This window comes from Variovorax sp. AB1(2024), from assembly GCF_037482385.2.
Taxonomy (GTDB): Bacteria; Pseudomonadota; Gammaproteobacteria; order Burkholderiales; family Burkholderiaceae_C; genus Variovorax.
In genome coordinates this window covers 2,975,461-2,992,978 of sequence record NZ_JBBHKP020000001.1, presented here as the reverse complement: position 1 = coordinate 2,992,978, position 17,518 = coordinate 2,975,461, and the positions used below count along the sequence as shown (strand labels likewise).

Here is a 17,518-nt window from a genome sequence, read left to right as displayed (position 1 = left end):
TCAAGCGGCACTCACACGATTGAACGGCCGCGCAGTGTAAGGGACACACATTCCTTGTCCCCATTGTGTTCATTCAGGAGTTCTTCACATGTTTTTCGCACCTACCCTCCGCACCGCCCGTTTCGCTCCGCGCGCCTATGACCGCGCCTTCGAACGCTTCGCCAGCGAGGCCTTCGCGGGTGCCCGCCGTTCGCCGCTCGTCGAACAGGACGACAAGAGCTGGACCCTCTCGCTCGACGTGCCCGGCTTCTCGCGTGAAGACCTCGCCATCAGCATCGAAGGCGCTGTGCTGCGCATCGACAGCAAGGCCGAAGCCAAGCGCCAGTTCAAGGCCGCCTACGAGCTGCCGCAGGACATCGACGTGGCCACCAGCGAAGCCAAGCTCGAGAACGGCGTGCTCACGCTGAAGCTCGGAAAACTGGTGCCGGTGAGCCAGGCGACGAGTTTGCAAATCAACTAGTAAGGGCGATGCCCACAAGAAGAAAGTGTCAGCCAAGGGTTGCTTTTGACTTTGAACATGCTCCCTATTCACAATAGGCGTGCATAACGTCACATCATGTGACGTTTTCTTAGTACTTTCTTCTTCGTGGGCGTCTTGTAAACGCATCGAAAATCATGACGGTGCGGATCGGGTGCCCCTCCTGGCACCATGAAAACTCACCTTCAACCTGCAAACCCCACCGAACAATCCGACACGCTCCTGGTGTTCCTGCCAGGCGCCTACCTCAAGCCCGACGAGTTCGAGCGCGAAGGATTCATCAGCGCCGTAAGGGAGCGCCACCTCGCAGCCGATGCGCTGCTGGTGGATGCCGACGTCTCCTACTACTACGACCAGACGCTCAGCGAACGCCTGCATGCGGACGTCATCGAGCCGCAGCGCGCCAAGGGCTACAAGGCGATCTGGCTGGTGGGCATTTCCATCGGCGGCTTCGGCGCGCTGATCCACGAACTGGCCAAGCCCGGCTCGGTGGACGGCATCGTGGCGCTGGCGCCCTACCTCGGGCGCCGGGTGCTGGGCGCGGAGATCAAGAAGGCCGGCGGCCTGCGCGCATGGCAGGCACCCACCGGGCCGCAGCCCGACGAAGAGCCCGACCGCAAGCTCTGGCCCTTCTTCCAGCAATACCTATCGGCGCAGCCTTCGAAGAACCTGCCGCCGCTCTACCTGGGGTTCGGCCTCGAAGACCGCTTTGCCAGCAACCACAAGCTGCTGGCCGACGCACTGCCGCCGGGCCGCGTGTTCACCACCGAAGGCGGCCACGACTGGCCGCAATGGCGCCAGCTCTGGCGCAACGTGCTGGACGTGCTGCCGCTGCCGGCCATCGGCCGCTCGCGCCAGCCGCAGCCTGCTATGCAGCAGCCTGCGGCATCGATGCCTCGGTCGTCAGCGATGCCAATGGCCATCGCGGTCTGACGTCGAAGGCATAGCGCTCGGTTGCCTGCGACAGGCCCGACTGCAGGCGCATCGCGGCGGCCATGGCGATCATGGCGCCGTTGTCGGTGCACAGGTGCAGCTCGGGGTAGTGCACCCGCACCTTGCGCCTTGCGCATGCGGCATCGAGTTGCTCGCGCAGGTTCTTGTTCGCCCCCACGCCGCCCGCCACCACCAGCCGCTTCAGGCCGGTCTGGTCGAGCGCGGCGAGCGACTTCTTCAGCAGCACCTCGACGATGGCCGCCTGCGTGGACGCCGCGAGGTCGGCCTTGCCGGCCTCGAGCTGGTCGCCGAGCTTCTTGGCCTGGGTGAGCACCGCCGTCTTCAGGCCGGCGAACGAAAAGTCGAGATCACCGCTGTGCAGAAGCGGGCGCGGCAGCTTGAACGCCGCCGGGTTGCCGCCTTCGGCCAGCTTCGCGAGCCACGGGCCGCCCGGGTAAGGCAGGCCCATGAGCTTGGCGCTCTTGTCGAAGGCCTCGCCGGCCGCGTCGTCGATGGTCTCGCCCAGCAGCTCGTAGCGCCCCACGCCGTCCACCCGCATCAGTTGCGTATGGCCGCCGGACACCAGCAGCGCCACGAACGGAAACTCCGGCGGATCGGCGCTCAGGAACGGCGACAGCAGGTGTCCTTCGAGGTGATGCACGCCCAGCACCGGCTTGCCCAGCGCCACGCCCAGCGCGCAGGCCACGCCGGCGCCCACGAGCAGCGCGCCCGCCAGGCCCGGTCCGCGGGTGTAGGCCACCACGTCGATTTCACCGAGCGAGCGGCCGGCCTCGGCCATGACCGACTCGGTCAGCGGCAGCACGCGGCGGATGTGGTCGCGGCTGGCCAGTTCGGGCACCACGCCCCCGTAGGCCTGGTGCATGGCGATCTGGCTGTGCAGCGCATGCGAGCGCAACACCGGCAGCGCGTTGCCGTGCGACTCCACCAGCGCCACGCCGGTTTCATCGCAGGATGATTCGATTCCCAACAAGAGCATGCCGCCGAGTGTAGGTGGCGCCTGCCGCGGTCGCCCGCGAAGGGGCAAGCGCAGGCGAGCGGGAGGCCCTCGAGAGGCACGGATGTTGCAGTGCTCCCCCAAGCCCCCCCGCAGGCGAACGCACCCACCATGAAGTCCGGACTGAGTTTTCTGATCGCCGCCCGCCGCTGCGAAATCGACGAGCTGGACCAGCTCGCGCGCACCAGCGAACTGGTCGGCGTGATCGGGCGGCTGGTGCACGCGCTGCAGCGCGAGCGCGGCATGTCGAACGTGTTCCTTGCATCGCACGGCGTGCGCCTGGCCGAGCAGCGAGCCCCGCAGATCGCCGAATGCCTGGCGCTCGAGCAGGAAGTGCGCGCCGGGTTCGACCAGCTCGAGTCCGAGCATCACCGCGGCGTCGGCTCCGGCAACGGCGCGCGGCTGTTCAGCCGCATCGCCTGGGTGCTGCCGGGGCTGGACGCCCTGCCCGCCCTGCGCCGGCGCATCGATGCGCTCGAACTCAAGCCGTCGCAGTCGACCGCCGCCTTCGTCAAGCTCATCGCCGGCCTGCTGTCGGTCGTGTTCGAGGCGGCCGACGGCGCCACCGACCCCGAGATATCCCGCCTCCTGGTGGCGATGTTCAACTTCATGCAGGGCAAGGAGTTTGCCGGCCAGGAGCGCGCATTCGGCGCCGCCGCGCTGGCCCAGGGCCGCAGCGACGAAACCCGGCGCCTGCAGTGGCAGCACCTGATCGAATCGCAGGAACGATGCTTCCAGGTGTTCGTCGACTTTTCCGGCGATGCGGTGCTCGCCCTCTGGCGCGAGAGCCAGTCCGACGCCACCCTGGCCGAGCTGGAGCGCATGCGCCGCAGGGGCGCCACCTCCGCGCCCGCCGACTCCGCACTCGGCCAGGCCTGGTTCGACTGCTGCACGCGCCGCATCGACGCCATGCGCACCGTCGAAGACCGGCTCGAAGCCGACCTGCGCGCGCTCTGCAGCCACAAGACAGCCCGGGCCCGCAGCGAACTCCAGGCCTACCGGCAGGTGCTCGACACCTTGGCGCCGGAGACCGACGCCGCGCTGTTCTTCGACGACGCCGACGCGCAGGCCGCCGCGCCCGCGCAACTCGGCCGCCACCTCGAGCGCTCGGTGCTCGACATGGTGCAGGAGCAGTCGCAGCGGCTGCAGGCCATGAGCGACGAACTGCAGACCGTGCGCGCCTCGCTCAATGAACGCAAGCTCGTGGAACGCGCCAAGGGCCTGCTGATGGCGCACCGGCGCATGAGCGAGCAGGAGGCGCACAAGATGCTGCGCGAGACCGCCATGAACCAGGGCCGCCGGCTCGTCGAAGTGGCCGAGTCGGTGCTCGCGATGGCCGACTACCTGCCCCCGCCGCCCCGCTGAGGGCGTTCAATTTGGTGCGCCGCACAACAACCGTGCCTGCCGCCCGTGCACCGTCCGGATGGCGCTTCGCCCTTGCAGCGCAAGACGTTCCAGCTACTTTTCCGATAGCAGCAGACCGCCCGGCAGGGCTGGCACACCGCTTGCAAGCAACCAGCGCATAGACCTCCAGGGGTCTTCAGGCAGGCGGCACCCAACGGCGGGTGCCACCCACCGACCGGACAAAGGCGTCCCCATCCCGCAAGGGCTCGTTTTCGAGCAGCCCCTGCGCGGTGCGGACGCCTTTTCGTTTTTGTCTTTGCTGTTTTTGTTTGCCTTCAACCGGAGCCCCGCCACATGACCGACCTGCTCAAAACCCGTCTCAGCCGACGCCGCGTCCTGCAAGCCGCCGCCATCGGCGCCGTGGGCATCGACCCCGCCCTGCGCGCGGCCGTCTGGGCCCAAGGCTCCGACAAGCCCGAGAAGGAAGAAGTCAAGATCGGCTTCATCCCGCTGACAGACTGCGCCAGCGTGGTCATGGCCTCGGTGCTGGGCATCGACAAGAAGTACGGCGTGAAGATCGTGCCCAGCAAGGAAGCCAGCTGGGCCGGCGTGCGCGACAAGCTCTCCAACGGCGACATCGACATGGCGCACGTGCTCTACGGCCTGGTCTACGGCATGCACCTGGGCCTGAGCGGCCCGAGGAAGGACATGGCCGTGCTCATGACCCTGAACAACAACGGCCAGGCCATCACGCTGTCGAAGAAGCTCTCCGACAAGGGCGCGGTCGACGCCGCCTCGCTGGCCAAGCTCATCGCCAGCGAGAAGCGCGAATACACCTTCGCGCAGACCTTCCCCACCGGCACGCACGCCATGTGGCTCTACTACTGGCTCGCATCGGCCGGCATCGATCCGTTCAAGGACGTGAAGAACATCACCGTGCCGCCGCCGCAGATGGTGGCCAACATGCGCGTGGGCAACATGGACGGCTACTGCGTGGGCGAGCCCTGGGGCCAGCGTGCCATCATGGACGGCATCGGCATCACGGCCATCACCACGCAGGACATCTGGAAGGACCACCCCGAGAAGGTGCTCGGCTGCACCGCCGAGTTCACGAAGAAGTACCCGAACACCGCGCGCGCCGTGACGGCCGCCATCCTCGAAGCCAGCAAGTGGATCGACGCCGGCCTGCAGAACAAGAACAAGATGGCCGAGACCATCGCCGACAAGAGCTACGTCAACACCAGCGTGGACGCCATCAACCAGCGCATCCTGGGCCGCTACACCAACGGCCTGGGCAAGAGCTGGGACGACCCCAACCACATGAAGTTCTACAACGCCGGTGCCGTGAACTTCCCGTACCTGTCGGACGGCATGTGGTTCCTCACGCAGCACAAGCGCTGGGGCCTGCTGAAGGAACACCCCGACTACCTGAAGGTGGCCACCGAGATCAACCGCATCGACATCTACAAGCAGGCCGCCGCCGCCACGCAGACGCCGGTGCCCAAGGACCCGATGCGCACCAGCAAGCTGTTCGACGGCTCTGTCTGGGACGGCAAGGATCCGAAAAAGTACGCCGAGTCGTTCAAGCTTCATGCCTGAGGAGAACACCATGGTCAGCGCAGTCTTTCATTCGCCGCTCGAAGCGACCACCGCACAGGTGACGCAGGTGGCCCCTTCCGTCGCCGCCAGGCCGGCAGCGCCAAAGCCGACACCCGCTCCGGCGCCCGAGACCCGGGTGCGCGCGCCCATCGACCTGCGCGCATTCTGGATGCGCGTGCTGCCGCCGCTGGCGGGCTTCGGCCTGCTGCTGCTGATCTGGGAAGTGGTGGCCATGAAAAGCACCACCGGCTTTCCCACGCCCGCGGCCACCTGGCAGCAGGCCGTGACGGTGTTCAGCGATCCGTTCTACAGCAAGGGGCCGAACGACCAGGGCGTGGGCTGGAACGTGCTGTCGTCGCTGCAGCGCGTGGCGCTGGGCTTCGGGCTGGCGGCGCTGGTCGGCATTCCGGCGGGCTTTGCCATCGGCCGCTTCGAGTTCCTCTCGCGCATGTTCAACCCGCTGATCAGCCTGCTGCGCCCCGTGTCGCCGCTGGCCTGGCTGCCCATCGGCCTGCTGGTGTTCAAGGGCGCCAACCCGGCCGCGATCTGGACCATCTTCATCTGCTCGATCTGGCCGATGGTCATCAACACCGCCGTGGGCGTGCAGCGCGTGCCCAGCGACTACATGAACGTGGCCAAGGTGCTGAACCTCAGCGAGTGGAAGATCCTCACCAAGATCCTGTTCCCCGCCGTGCTGCCCTACATGCTGACCGGCGTGCGGCTGGCCGTGGGCACCGCGTGGCTGGTGATCGTGGCCGCCGAGATGCTCACGGGCGGCGTCGGCATCGGCTTCTGGGTGTGGGACGAGTGGAACAACCTCAACGTCGCCAACATCATCATCGCGATCTTCGTGATCGGCATCGTAGGCCTGGTGCTGGAGTTCGCGCTCATCAAGCTCGCAACGGCATTCACGTTCGAAGAGGTGAAGTCATGAGCCGCACGGCCGCTCCGAAGGCGAATACCGCAGCGCTGCTGCGCGGAGGTTTCCAATGATCGACGACAGCAAGTACATCGAGATCCACGGCGTCGAGCAGGCGTTCAAGACGCCCAAGGGCCGCTTCGTCGCGCTGCGCGACGTGAACCTGAACGTGGCCAAGGGCGAGTTCATCACGCTCATCGGGCACTCGGGCTGCGGCAAGTCGACGCTGCTGAACCTGATCGCCGGGCTCACCACGCCCACTCAGGGTGCGCTGCTGTGCGCCAACAAGGAAATCAAAGGGCCCGGCCCCGAGCGCGCGGTGGTGTTCCAGAACCACTCGCTGCTGCCCTGGCTCACCTGCTTCGAGAACGTGTACCTGGCGGTCGAGCGGGTGTTCGCCGCCACGGAAAGCAAGGCGCAGTTGCGCCAGCGCACCGACGCCGCGCTGGCGCTGGTCGGCCTCACGCCCGCCGCGCAGAAGCGGCCCGGCGAGATCTCCGGCGGCATGAAGCAGCGCGTGGGCATTGCGCGCGCGCTGTCGATGGAGCCCAAGGTGCTGCTGATGGACGAGCCTTTCGGCGCGCTCGACGCCCTCACCCGCGCCAAGCTGCAGGACGAGCTGCTCGCCATCGTGCAGAAGACGCACAGCACCGTCGTCATGGTGACGCACGACGTGGACGAGGCCGTGCTGCTGAGCGACCGCATCGTGATGCTGAGCAACGGCCCGGCCGCCACCATCGGCGACGTGCTTTCGGTGGGCATTCCGCGCCCGCGCAACCGGGTCGAGCTGGCGGAAGACCCCGTCTACGTGCACGCCCGCAAGGCGGTGATCGACTTCCTCTACACGCGCCAGGCGCACGTGGAGAAGGCCGCGGCCTGACGCTGCGCGAGCGCCAGCACCAACGGCGTCACGACATGATGACCTGGAGGCTGTGCTCGTACGAGGCCGTGAGGCGCTCGAAGGTGTCGACCAGCGCGTCGCTTGAACGCACCAGCGTGGCGCGGCCGTCGGCGCTGTCGAGCGCCTGCACGCCGCCGACCAGCCGCAGCCATTCGTCGCGCGCGCTGGCCAGCGCGGCGCGGATCTCGGCGGTGCTCAGCGGCGCATGCTCCAGCTCGAGCAATGCGGCCTCGAACTCGGCCATGGTCGGCACCAGCCGCGCGTTCGCTGCCTTCTCTTTCAGCGCGGCGGCCAGCAGCGCGTCCTTGGCCAGCCGCTGCGCCCGCATGCGCTGCCGCCCGCAGATGTTGACGATGCGCAGCGCGCGCCGCGCGCCCGAGGTTTCGAGCGCCTCGGTCAGGGCCTCGGCGGCGCGGAGCAATACTTCCGCGCGCTGGTCGATGTCGGCCAGCCCCGCCGCCGACGGCCGCGCGGCCAGGGCAGCGGCCAGCCCGCTCCAAGCGGCCTGCGCATCCCCCAACGCCTGCGCGCCGGCCGCCCCGAGCCCGAGGGCGGCCAGATGATCGAGGTTCTGCTGCACCCGCTCGGCCGACTGCGTGCGCAGCAACCGCGCCCGCTGCGCGTCGATGCCGCCGAGCAACTGCGCCGCCACGCGCACCAGCCGCTGCGAGAGCATGCGCAGCTGCCCGGCCCGGTTGATCGCGTCGGCCCACTGCGCCGCCTCGATGACCGATCGCGAAACCTCGCCCAGACGCAGGTTGGCATGCATCGCGGCGCCGCGCAGCAGGCCGAAGGCCTCGTCCTCGCCGATGCCGCGCGCGGACATCAGCAGACCCTTGGCCCGGTCGACCCACTTGCGCTCGTCCATGCGGGTGCGCAGGCTCTCCAGTTCGGTGCGCAAGGCGGCCTCGCGCTGCCAGCGGGACCGGGCGCGGGCGATCAACGCGGCGAGCGATGCCGCATCGACGGCATCGGCCTGCAACCACGCATGCACGCCGAGCGCGACCAGTTCTTCATGCTGCGCGCCGCCCAACGGCGCGCTGACAAGGCTCAGCGCGCACGGCGGCAGGCCGGCCCACGTGCGCAAGGCATCGAACAGCGCGGGCGCGGGCGCAGGCAGGCAGATCAGGGCCTGCCGGGGCCCCAGCGCCTCGACCTGCCGCGCGAAGCTGCCGCAATCCGCGCAGCCGAGCACGTCGAGACCCGCGCCGGACAGCGCCCGCGCAAGCGCCTCGGGCAGCACGAGGCCGGCGGGTTCATCGGGCAGGACAACGAGAAGGGACATCTTGGGGAAGCGGTGTGGGAGCGCACCGCGAGCATAGGCCACACCCGCGCACACTTGCGGGCACGCCTCTTGCATGAAACGGAGCGCGGTGTAACGAAGCACCGCTTTGGTGACGAGGCTGCAGGTTCCTGCGGCCGGCCCGGCAATCCACTCGCCGTGCACACCCCCACGCCGACAGCGTCCGCTGCCGGCACTCCGCCCCCAACCCCGTCCGTCGACACGACCTCTCCAGGGTCGCGCCGCGGCTTTTCGCATCTTTGAACGCCATGTCCAGCTTCAGGAATTTCTTGCAATCAGGCCACAGCCCGACACTGTTCGCGGCCTTCCTGTACTTCTCGTTCTCCTGCTGCATCTGGGTGCTCAACGGCGCAATGGCGCCCTTCATCGGCGAGACCTTCGATCTGTCGCCCGCCCAGAAGGGCCTGATGCTGTCGGTGCCCATCATCGCCGGCGCGCTGATGCGCTTTCCGCTGGGCATCCTCTCGCAGTACATCGGCCGCAAGAAGGCCACGCTGGTCGAGATGGCGCTGATCGCGGTGGCGATGCTGTTCGGCTTCTTCTTCGTCAAGAGCTTCAACGACCTGCTCGCCATGGGCGTGCTGCTGGGCATTGCAGGCGCGAGCTTCGGCGTCGCGCTGTCGCTGGGCTCGGGCTGGTTCCCGCCGCAGCACAAGGGCCTGGCCATGGGCCTGGTGGGCGCGGGCAACGTGGGCACGGCGGTGTCGGTGCTGGTGGCGCCGCCGCTGGCGAACTGGCTGGGCTGGCAGGCGGTGTACGGCGTGGCCGCGGTCGCCATCCTCATTCCGATGGTCGTGATGGTGGTGTTCGCCAAGGAGCCGCCGGACGTGAACGCCCATTCGAGCTTCCGCGAGCACATTGCCTGCCTGTTCGAGAAGGACGGCTGGGTGTTCAGCCTGATCTACGGCGTGACCTTCGGCGGCTTCATCGGCCTGACCACCTTCCTGCCCTCCTACTACTACGACCAGTTCGGCGTGAGCAAGGTGCAGGCGGGCCAGCTGACCATGCTCGCCGCCTTCATGGGCGCGGCGGTGCGCATCGCGGGCGGCTGGATCTCCGACCGCTGGGGCGGCGTGAACACGCTGACGGTGGTGCTGCTGGTGGTGGCCGTGAGCCTCGTGCTGGTGGGTTTCTCTTCAGGCTCGCTGGCCGTCACCACGCTGGTGCTGATCGTCTGCTTCGCCGCACTCGGCGCGGGCAACGGCGCACTGTTCCAGCTGGTGCCGTTGCGCTGGCCCGCGAGCACGGCCGTGGCCGGCTCGATGATCGGCGAGATCGGCGCGCTGGGCGGCGGCCTCGTGCCCAACGCCATGGGCCTTTCGAAGCAGTACATGGGCAGCTATCTCTGGGGGTTCGTCTTCTTCGCGGCGCTGTCGCTGGTGATGCTGGGCGTGATGCGCGTGATGCAGATCCGCTGGACGCGCACCTGGGCCGAAAAAGGCGGCCGTGCGCGCGTCACGACGCCGCACAACCCTGCCGCCACCACCCATGTACGCAAGGCGGCCCGCCCATGACTCGCCCCGCCCGCATCCGCTCAGCGTGGCAGGAACAGCAGCCACACGACGAGCAGCACGTTGAACAGCACCGACACGCCGAGCGCCAGTTGGTAGAGCGCGAGCGGATCGCGGCGGATCAGCGGCGTAGCGGCGGGCGCGTTGACGGGGCGGGATGCACCGCGTTCGAGCGCGAGCAGCAGTTCCTCGGCGGTTTCGAAGCGCTCGCGCGGGTCGCGGGCCACGGCCTTGCGCACCAGATGATCGAGCCAGATCGGCACGTCGGGCCGCAGGCGCGAGAGCGCGACCGGGTCGCGACGGTAGCGCGCCACCTGGTAGGGCTCGATCTCGCCGTAGGGCAGGTGGCCGGTGAGCCACTGGTAGAGCGTGACGCCGAGCGCGAACAGGTCGCTGGCCGCATCGGCGGTGCCGCCCTCCTCCCACTGCTCGGGGTTGATGTAGCTGGGGGTGCCGGCATGCAGCTCGCGCTGGGCCGCGCCTTCTCTTCCGGACAGCGCCACGCCCAGGTCGAGGATGCGCCAGCGCCCGTCGTCGCCCAGGTGCAGGTTGCCGGGCTTGATGTCGCGATGGATCACGCCCTGGCGATGCAGCCGGCCGAGCGCGCGGCTCAGCTCGATGCCGGCCGCCACCACCTCGGCCACCGTGCCGCGCGCGTTCAGCTTGCGCAGTTGCTCCAGGGTGCGCCCGCCGTGCCAGTCGAACACGATGTAGAGCGCGCTCGCGTCCTCGGCGCGTTCGTGCACGCGAACGAAACCGCTGCCGCCGACGCCTGCCACGCGCAGCCCCAGCCACGCCTCGTGCGCCAGCATCGCGCGTTCCTGCGGATCGCCGGCGCGCGAGGGATGCAGCGTCTTCAGCGCGACCAGCTCGCGCGTTCGCGGGTGCCGCGCCTGGTACAGCAGGTGCACGCCGGTGTCCGCCACCAGCGCGGTGACGGCGTAGCCGTCGAGCACGTCGCCCACTTTCAGCGCGGGCGGCGGTGCGAGCCGGCGGCCGTCGCCGAGTTCGTCGTCGAGCTGCCGCGCATCGAGCCCGACCACACGGATGACCAGCGCGGTCGCGTTGTCGCGCGTGCCGGCGTCGAGCGCCGCATGCACCAGCGCCTCGCTGGCGGCCTCGGCGTCGCCCTGCAAGGCCAGCGCGGCCACCTGCTGCGGCTTGAGCACGCAGTGCACGCCGTCGGAGCTCAGCACGAAGCAGTCGCCCACGCGCACGTCGCCCTGGGCGTAGTCGACGCGCACCTGGTCGTCGAGGCCGATGGCGCGCGTGAGCCGGCTGCGCATGTCGGGATGGTCGAAGGCGTGGTCCTGCGTGAGCGGCACGGCCGGCCCGCCGCCGGCACGCACGCGCCAGGCGCGCGTGTCGCCCACGTGCGCCAGCGTGTAGCTCTGTCCGTGCAGCACCAGCGCGGTGAGCGTGGTGAGCGCCGTGCCGCCGTCCTGCTTGCTCTGGCGCCGGCGGTTGTGGTCGGCCAGCCAGCCGTTCTGCGCGCCGACCAGCCGGTCGAGCGCGGCGGTCGGCTCCCAGGTTGCGGGCGTGGCGAAGTAGTCGGCCAGCAGGCCCATCACCGTGGTCTGCGCCGCTTCGCGGCCGTGCCCGCCGCTCGACACCCCGTCGGCAATGGCCGCGATGAGGCCGCGGGCCTCGTCGCCCGGCGGCGCATGCACTGCACCGGCGAAGTCTTCGTTCAGCTCGCGCGGTCCGCGCTGGCTGCTGTAGCCGATGTCCACTTCAAAGCTCATGGCGCGATTCTGAACGCGCGCCACGGGTACCCGTTTGCTTGATTTCCCTGAAAGGTCCAGCCCCATGAAGAAAATGAAACTCGTGATGGTCGGCAACGGCATGGCCGGCGTGCGCACGCTCGAAGAGCTGCTGAAGATCGCGCCCGAGCTGTACGACATCACCGTCTTCGGCGCGGAGCCGCATCCCAACTACAACCGCATCCTGCTGTCGCCGGTGCTCGCGGGCGAGCAGACGGTCGACGAGATCGTGCTCAACAGCTGGGAGTGGTACACGGACAACCACATCACGCTGCACGCCGGCAAGAAGGTGGTGGAGGTCGACCGCGTCAAGCGCATCGTGCGCGCGGTGGATTCGCAAGGCGGTGTCACCGAGGCCGCCTACGACCGCCTGCTGATGTGCACCGGCTCCAACCCCTTCATGCTGCCTGTGCCCGGCAAGGACCTCAAGGGCGTGATCGCCTACCGCGACATCGCCGACACCGACTACATGATCGAGACCGCGCGCACGCACAAGAACGCGGTGGTCATCGGCGGCGGCCTGCTGGGCCTGGAGGCCGCCAACGGCCTGATGCTGCGCGGCATGAACGTGACCGTGGTGCACGTGATGCCCTGGTTGATGGAGCGCCAGCTCGACGACGTGGCCGGCAAGCTGCTGCAGAAGTCGCTGGAAGACCGCGGCCTGAAGTTCCTGATGGGCGCGCAGACGCAGGACCTGGTGGGCGGTGAGGACGGCCGCGTGAAGGCCATCCGCTTCAAGGACGGCACCGAGGCGGCCGCCGACCTGGTGGTGATGGCCGTGGGCATCCGCCCGAACGTGGAGCTGGCCGAGAAGATGCGCCTGCACTGCAACCGCGGCATCGTCGTCACCGACACCATGCAGACCGTGACCGACGCGCGCATCTACTCGGTGGGCGAGTGCGCGGCGCACCGCGGCATTGCCTATGGCCTGGTCGCGCCGCTGTTCGAGCAGGCCAAGGTGGCGGCCAACCACCTGGCGCAGTTCGGCATCGGCCGCTACCTGGGGTCGCTCACCTCCACCAAGCTGAAGGTGACGGGCATCGACCTGTTCTCGGCCGGCGAGTTCATGGGCGGCGAAGGCACCGAGGAGATCGTCATGAGCGACCCCTTCGGCGGCGTCTACAAGAAGCTGGTGATCAAGGACGACAAGCTCGTGGGCGCCTGCCTCTACGGCGACACGGTGGACGGCAGCTGGTACTTCAAGCTGCTGCGCGACGGCCGCAGCGTGCACGACATCCGCGACAAGCTGATGTTCGGCGAATCGAACATCGGCGACACCGGCCACGAAGGCCACAACAAGGCCGCGAGCATGCCCGACGACGCCGAGGTCTGCGGCTGCAACGGCGTGAACAAGGGCACCATCTGCAAGGCCATCAAGGAAAAGGGCCTGTTCACGCTCGACGAGGTGAAGAAGCACACCAAGGCCAGCGCCAGCTGCGGCTCGTGCACCGGGCTGGTCGAGCAGATCCTGATGTTCACCGCGGGCGGCGACTACTCCGCCACGCCCAAGAAGAAAGCCGTGTGCGGCTGCACCGACGCGAGCCACCAGGACGTGCGCGACGCGATCCGCAAGGAGCACTACCTGACGCACGACGAGGTGTACCGCAACCTCGGCTGGCGCACGCCCAACGGCTGCGCCACCTGCCGCCCGGCCGTCAACTACTACCTGATCAGCACCTGGCCGAAAGAGGCGAAGGACGATCCGCAGAGCCGCTTCATCAACGAGCGCAGCCACGCCAACATCCAGAAGGACGGCACCTACTCCGTCATTCCGCGCATGTGGGGCGGCCACACCACGCCGGACGAGCTGCGCCGCATCGCCGACGCGGCCGACAAGTACAAGATCCCGACCGTCAAGGTCACGGGCGGCCAGCGCATCGACCTGCTGGGCGTGAAGAAGGAAGACCTGGAAGGCGTGTGGAAGGACATCGGCATGCCCAGCGGCTTTGCCTATGCCAAGTCGCTGCGCACGGTGAAGACCTGCGTGGGCAGCGAGTGGTGCCGCTTCGGCACGCAAGACTCCACGCAGATGGGCAAGGACCTGGAGCGCGCGCTGTGGGCCATGTACTCGCCGCACAAGGTCAAGCTGGCGGTGTCGGGCTGCCCGCGCAACTGCGCGGAGGCCGGCATCAAGGACGTGGGCGTGATCGGCGTCGACTCGGGCTGGGAGCTCTACGTGGGCGGCAACGGCGGCATCAAGACCGAGGTGGCGCAGTTCCTCGTGAAGGTGAAGACGGCCGAGGAAGTGATGGAGTATTCGGGTGCCTTCCTGCAGCTCTACCGCGAAGAAGGCTGGTACCTGGAGCGCACGGTGCACTACATCGGCCGCGTGGGGCTGGACTACGTGAAGAAGAAGATCCTCGAAGACGCCGAGGGCCGCAAGGCGCTGTGGGAACGCCTGCAGTTCGCGCTCGACGGCGAACCCGACCCGTGGTTCGAATCGGCGCAGGCCTCGGTCGACGTGCGGCAGTTCACGCCGCTGACGGCGTCGAGCGACACCCACCAGACAGCCTGAAGGAAGGACACCATGAACGATTGGAAAGTCATCTGCCGCATCGACGACATCCCCGTGCTCGGCGCGCGCCGCGTGACGCGGCCCGCCGGCGTGGATGTTGCCGTGTTCCGCAATGCCGAGAACGAGGTTTTCGCGCTGCTCGACCGCTGCCCGCACAAGGGCGGACCGCTGAGCCAGGGCATCGTCTTCGGCACCAGCGTGGCCTGCCCGCTGCACAACTGGGCCATCGGGCTGGACGACGGCTGCGCCAAGTCGCCCGACGAAGGCTGCACGCCGAAGTTCGCCGTGAAGGTGGAAGACGGGGTGGTGCACCTCGACGCGGGCGAACTGGCAACGCACGCCATCGACCTGGAACGCCCGGTCGCCGGGCCGAAGCCGTTCGCGGTGCTGTCGGTCCTTCCGCTGGAATAGCCATGACGCTGGAGACCCGCTCCACCTGCCCCTATTGCGGCGTCGGTTGCGGCGTCATCATCGAATCGCAAGGCGGCGAGATCACCGGCGTGCGCGGCGACCCCGAGCACCCGGCGAACTTCGGCCGGCTGTGCACGAAGGGCTCGACGCTGCACCTCACGGCCAGCGCCGCGGTCACGCGGCAGACGCGGCTGCTGCAGCCCATGCAGCGCCTTGTGCGCGCCGAGGCGCCCACCGCTGTGACCTGGGACACCGCGCTCGCCAACGCCGCCGGCAAGTTCGCGCAGGTGATCCGCGACCATGGCCCGGACTCGGTCGGATTCTATGTGTCGGGCCAGTTGCTCACCGAGGACTACTACGTCTTCAACAAGCTGGCCAAGGGCCTGATCGGCACCAACAACATCGACACCAACTCGCGCCTGTGCATGAGCAGCGCCGTGGCCGGCTACAAGCAGACGCTGGGCGCCGACGCGCCGCCGGCCTGCTACGACGACCTGAAGCACGCAGCCTGCCTGTTCATCGTGGGCAGCAACACGGCGTGGGCGCACCCCATTCTTTTCCGCCGCATCGAGGACGCGAAGGCCGCGAACCCGGCGCTGAAGATCGTGGTGGCCGACCCCCGCCGCACCGACACCGTGGAGATCGCCGACCTGTTCCTGCCCATCCAGCCCGGCACCGACGTGATGCTGTTCAACGGCATGCTGCACCTGATGCTGTGGGAGGGCTGGATCGACGCGAAATACATCGCGGCCTACACCAGCGGCTTCGACGCTTTGAAGGCGACGGTGCGCGAGTGCACGCCGGACAAGGTGGCACAGGTGTGCGGCATCCCGAAGGAGGACCTGCTCGAAGCGGCGCGGCTCTTCGCCACCTCGCCTGCCACGCTGAGCCTGTACTGCCAGGGCCTGAACCAGTCGTCGAGCGGCACGGCGAAGAACGCTGCGCTCATCAACCTGCACCTGGCGAGCGCGCAGATCGGCCGCGCGGGCGCGGGCCCGTTCTCGCTGACCGGCCAGCCCAATGCGATGGGCGGGCGCGAAGTCGGCGGCCTCGCCAACCTGCTGAGCGCGCACCGCGACCTGGCGAACCCGGATCACCGAGCCGAAGTGGCCGCGCTGTGGGGCGTGCCCTCGGTGCCCGGGAAGCCGGGCAAGACAGCGGTGGAGATGTTCCAGGCCGCGGCCGACGGCGAGATCCGCGCGCTCTGGATCGCATGCACCAACCCGGCGCAGTCGATGCCCGACCAGGCCACCGTGCGCCGCGCGCTGGAACGCGCCGAGTTCGTCGTGGTGCAGGAAGCCTTTGCCACCACTGCCACCTGCGCCTTCGCCGACCTGCTGCTGCCCGCCACCACCTGGGGCGAGAAGGAAGGCACCGTGACCAACAGCGAGCGCCGCATCTCGCGCGTGCGCCCGGCCGTGCCGGCGCCCGGCGAGGCGCGCAACGACTGGTCGATTGCCGTGGCCTTCGCGCACCGGCTCGAAAGGCAGCTGGGCCGCACCTTCACGCTGTTCCCGTACGAGACGGCCGAATCCGTCTGGAACGAGCATCGCGAATCCACGCGCGGGCGCGACCTCGACATCACCGGCCTGAGCTACGCGATGCTGGAAACCGCCGGCCCGCAGCAATGGCCGCTGAAGGAAGGCGAAAGCACCGGCCGCGCGCGCCTCTACGAAGACGGCGTGTTCCCCACGCCGGACGGCCGCGCCCGCTTCGTCGACACGGTCTACAAGCCGGTGGCCGAAGCCCGCGAGGCCCGCTACCCCTTCTCGCTGAACACGGGCCGCCTGCGCGACCAGTGGCACGGCATGAGCCGCACCGGCACCGTCGGGCGCCTGTTCGGCCATGTGTCGGAGCCGGTGGTGCAGATGAACGCGCAGGACATGGCGCGCCGCCAGATCCGCGAAGGCGACCTGGTGCACCTGACCTCCAGGCGCGGTTCGATCATGCTGCCCGCGCGCGCCAGCGCCGAGATGGGGCTGAGCCAGGTCTTCGTCGCCATGCATTGGGGCGAGGAATACCTGAGCGGCTGCTCCTCGAACGGCACGCGGCTGGCGGGCATCAACGCGCTCACCACGCCGGCCTACTGCCCGACTTCGAAGCAGCCCGAGCTGAAGCACACGCCGGTGAAGATCCTCAAGGCCGAGCTTCCGTGGTCGCTGCTGGCCATGGCTTGGCTGCCCGATGGCGAAGCGCTTGCCGCGCACCGCGCGCTGCAGCCGATGATGGCGCTGTTTCCTTTTGCGACCTGCGTGCCGTTTGCCGGCAACACGCAGGGCGCCGAACGCAGCGGCCTGCTCTTTCGCGCCGCCGCGCATGACGCGCCCGACGACGCGCTGGTCGAGAAAGTCGAGGCCCTGCTCGGGCTGCAAACCGCCGACACCCTGCGCTACGCCGACCGCCGCCGCGGCCAGCGCCGCTCGGCCCGGCTGGTGCGCCGCGCCGACGGCGGCGCCGGGCTCGAAGCCTTCCTGCTAGGCGGCGACACCAGCGCCGAAGCCTGGATTGCCACGCTGCTGCGCGAGGAACTGCCGGCCCAGAGCTACGGCCGCCTGCTGCTGTCGCCGGGCTCGAAAGCGCCGGTGGCGGTGCAATCGCGCGGCAAGACGGTGTGCACCTGCTTCAACGTGGCGGACGTGGCCATTCAGACCGAACTGGGCCGCTGCACCGGCACCGCCGACGAGCGGCTGGCGAAGCTGCAGGGCGCGCTGAAGTGCGGCACCAACTGCGGCTCGTGCATTCCGGAGCTCAAGCGCATGGTGCGGGCCGCGCCGGCCGAGGCGGAGGCGGTTGCGCCATGACCCCGTGTCTCGCTCCCTCCCACTC

The 17,518-nt window shown here is 68.7% G+C and carries 13 protein-coding genes; 10 read left to right on the top strand and 3 right to left on the bottom strand.

The window, feature by feature from the left end; translation table 11 throughout:
* Nucleotides 1-88 precede the first annotated feature (88 nt).
* Both WIX39_RS13890 and WIX39_RS13885 read left to right on the top strand, forming a co-directional pair.
* On the top strand, nt 89-460 hold the full coding sequence (locus tag WIX39_RS13890) for an Hsp20/alpha crystallin family protein (protein ID WP_106934990.1): 372 nt from the start codon (nt 89-91) through the stop codon (nt 458-460).
* Nucleotides 461-649: 189 nt separating this feature from the next.
* Nucleotides 650-1,411: an alpha/beta hydrolase-fold protein gene (locus WIX39_RS13885; RefSeq protein ID WP_106934991.1), complete on the top strand. Its 762-nt coding sequence runs from the start codon at nt 650-652 to the stop codon at nt 1,409-1,411.
* On the opposite strand, the gene tsaD is transcribed toward WIX39_RS13885, so the two are convergent.
* The gene (gene tsaD, locus WIX39_RS13880; RefSeq protein WP_106934992.1) at nt 1,347-2,408 is read right to left on the bottom strand and encodes a tRNA (adenosine(37)-N6)-threonylcarbamoyltransferase complex transferase subunit TsaD; all 1,062 of its coding nucleotides are present in this window, start codon (nt 2,406-2,408) and stop codon (nt 1,347-1,349) included. The two genes, WIX39_RS13885 and tsaD, sit on opposite strands and share 65 nt — an antisense overlap.
* Before the next feature lie 129 nt (nt 2,409-2,537).
* On the opposite strand from tsaD, the gene WIX39_RS13875 reads away from it, so the two are divergent.
* From WIX39_RS13875 to WIX39_RS13860, 4 genes are all read left to right on the top strand, one after another.
* Nucleotides 2,538-3,791 (top strand): nitrate regulatory protein, encoded by a 1,254-nt coding sequence (locus WIX39_RS13875; RefSeq protein WP_106934993.1) that lies wholly within the window; start codon nt 2,538-2,540, stop codon nt 3,789-3,791.
* Between the two features lie 333 nt (nt 3,792-4,124).
* Nucleotides 4,125-5,369, top strand: coding sequence for a CmpA/NrtA family ABC transporter substrate-binding protein (locus WIX39_RS13870; protein WP_106934994.1), 1,245 nt, complete (start codon nt 4,125-4,127; stop codon nt 5,367-5,369).
* Nucleotides 5,370-5,379: 10 nt separating this feature from the next.
* Nucleotides 5,380-6,303, top strand: coding sequence for a nitrate ABC transporter permease (gene ntrB, locus WIX39_RS13865; protein ID WP_081266756.1), 924 nt, complete (start codon nt 5,380-5,382; stop codon nt 6,301-6,303).
* 55 nt (nt 6,304-6,358) lie between these two features.
* Nucleotides 6,359-7,168, top strand: a complete 810-nt coding sequence (locus WIX39_RS13860) for an ABC transporter ATP-binding protein (RefSeq protein ID WP_081266565.1) — start codon at nt 6,359-6,361, stop codon at nt 7,166-7,168.
* A gap of 28 nt (nt 7,169-7,196) precedes the next feature.
* Here WIX39_RS13860 and WIX39_RS13855 read toward each other — a convergent pair whose 3' ends face one another.
* Nucleotides 7,197-8,474 (bottom strand): ANTAR domain-containing response regulator, encoded by a 1,278-nt coding sequence (locus WIX39_RS13855; RefSeq protein ID WP_234382682.1) that lies wholly within the window; start codon nt 8,472-8,474, stop codon nt 7,197-7,199.
* Nucleotides 8,475-8,740: 266 nt separating this feature from the next.
* Here WIX39_RS13855 and WIX39_RS13850 point away from each other — a divergent pair, with 266 nt between their 5' ends.
* Nucleotides 8,741-10,006 (top strand): MFS transporter, encoded by a 1,266-nt coding sequence (locus tag WIX39_RS13850; RefSeq protein WP_081266563.1) that lies wholly within the window; start codon nt 8,741-8,743, stop codon nt 10,004-10,006.
* A gap of 20 nt (nt 10,007-10,026) precedes the next feature.
* On the opposite strand, the gene WIX39_RS13845 is transcribed toward WIX39_RS13850, so the two are convergent.
* Nucleotides 10,027-11,748: a bifunctional protein-serine/threonine kinase/phosphatase gene (locus tag WIX39_RS13845; RefSeq protein ID WP_081266755.1), complete on the bottom strand. Its 1,722-nt coding sequence runs from the start codon at nt 11,746-11,748 to the stop codon at nt 10,027-10,029.
* 64 nt (nt 11,749-11,812) lie between these two features.
* On the opposite strand from WIX39_RS13845, the gene nirB reads away from it, so the two are divergent.
* From nirB to WIX39_RS13830, 3 genes are read left to right on the top strand one after another with little or no spacing between them, the layout of a single operon-like run.
* Nucleotides 11,813-14,281 (top strand): nitrite reductase large subunit NirB, encoded by a 2,469-nt coding sequence (nirB, locus tag WIX39_RS13840; protein ID WP_106934995.1) that lies wholly within the window; start codon nt 11,813-11,815, stop codon nt 14,279-14,281.
* 12 nt (nt 14,282-14,293) lie between these two features.
* A complete protein-coding gene (gene nirD / locus WIX39_RS13835; RefSeq protein WP_106934996.1) occupies nt 14,294-14,692 on the top strand; it encodes a nitrite reductase small subunit NirD in 399 nt (132 codons plus the stop codon).
* Between the two features lie 2 nt (nt 14,693-14,694).
* Nucleotides 14,695-17,493: a nitrate reductase gene (locus WIX39_RS13830; protein ID WP_106934997.1), complete on the top strand. Its 2,799-nt coding sequence runs from the start codon at nt 14,695-14,697 to the stop codon at nt 17,491-17,493.
* The last annotated feature ends 25 nt before the right edge of the window (nt 17,494-17,518 follow it).